Raw genomic sequence first — 396 nt, 5'->3', positions numbered from 1 at the left:
CCCCGCACCCGCCCGCACACTAGGGTGAACCGCCATGACCACCAGCAACACCGGAACCGGCGACATCGACCCGGCCGTCCGCGCCGAGCTGGCACGCCTCCGCCAGAGCATCGACAACATCGACGCCGCCGTCGTCCACATGCTCGCCGAACGCTTCAAATGCACCCAGCAAGTCGGCCACCTCAAAGCCGCCCACCGGCTCCCACCCGCCGACCCCGAACGCGAGGCCCGCCAGATCGCCCGCCTGCGCGCCCTCGCCGAAAGCGCCCACCTCGACCCCGCCTTCGCCGAGAAATTCCTCAACTTCATCGTCGCCGAAGTCATCCGCCACCACGAACGCATCGCCGAAGCCACCAACGGCACCACCCCCACCCCCACCGACACCACCACCTGACC

At 69.4% G+C, this 396-nt stretch carries 1 protein-coding gene; it reads left to right on the top strand.

The window, feature by feature from the left end; genetic code table 11:
• Positions 1 to 34 precede the first annotated feature (34 nt).
• Positions 35 to 394, top strand: a complete 360-nt coding sequence (locus tag MTQ10_RS31025) for a chorismate mutase (protein WP_247474162.1) — start codon at positions 35 to 37, stop codon at positions 392 to 394.
• The last annotated feature ends 2 nt before the right edge of the window (positions 395 to 396 follow it).

Origin of the sequence: Streptomyces sp. XM83C, assembly GCF_023072675.1 — a bacterium.
GTDB classification, from domain to species: Bacteria; Actinomycetota; Actinomycetes; order Streptomycetales; family Streptomycetaceae; genus Streptomyces; species Streptomyces thermocoprophilus.
This window is presented reverse-complemented; position numbering and strand designations above follow the sequence as displayed.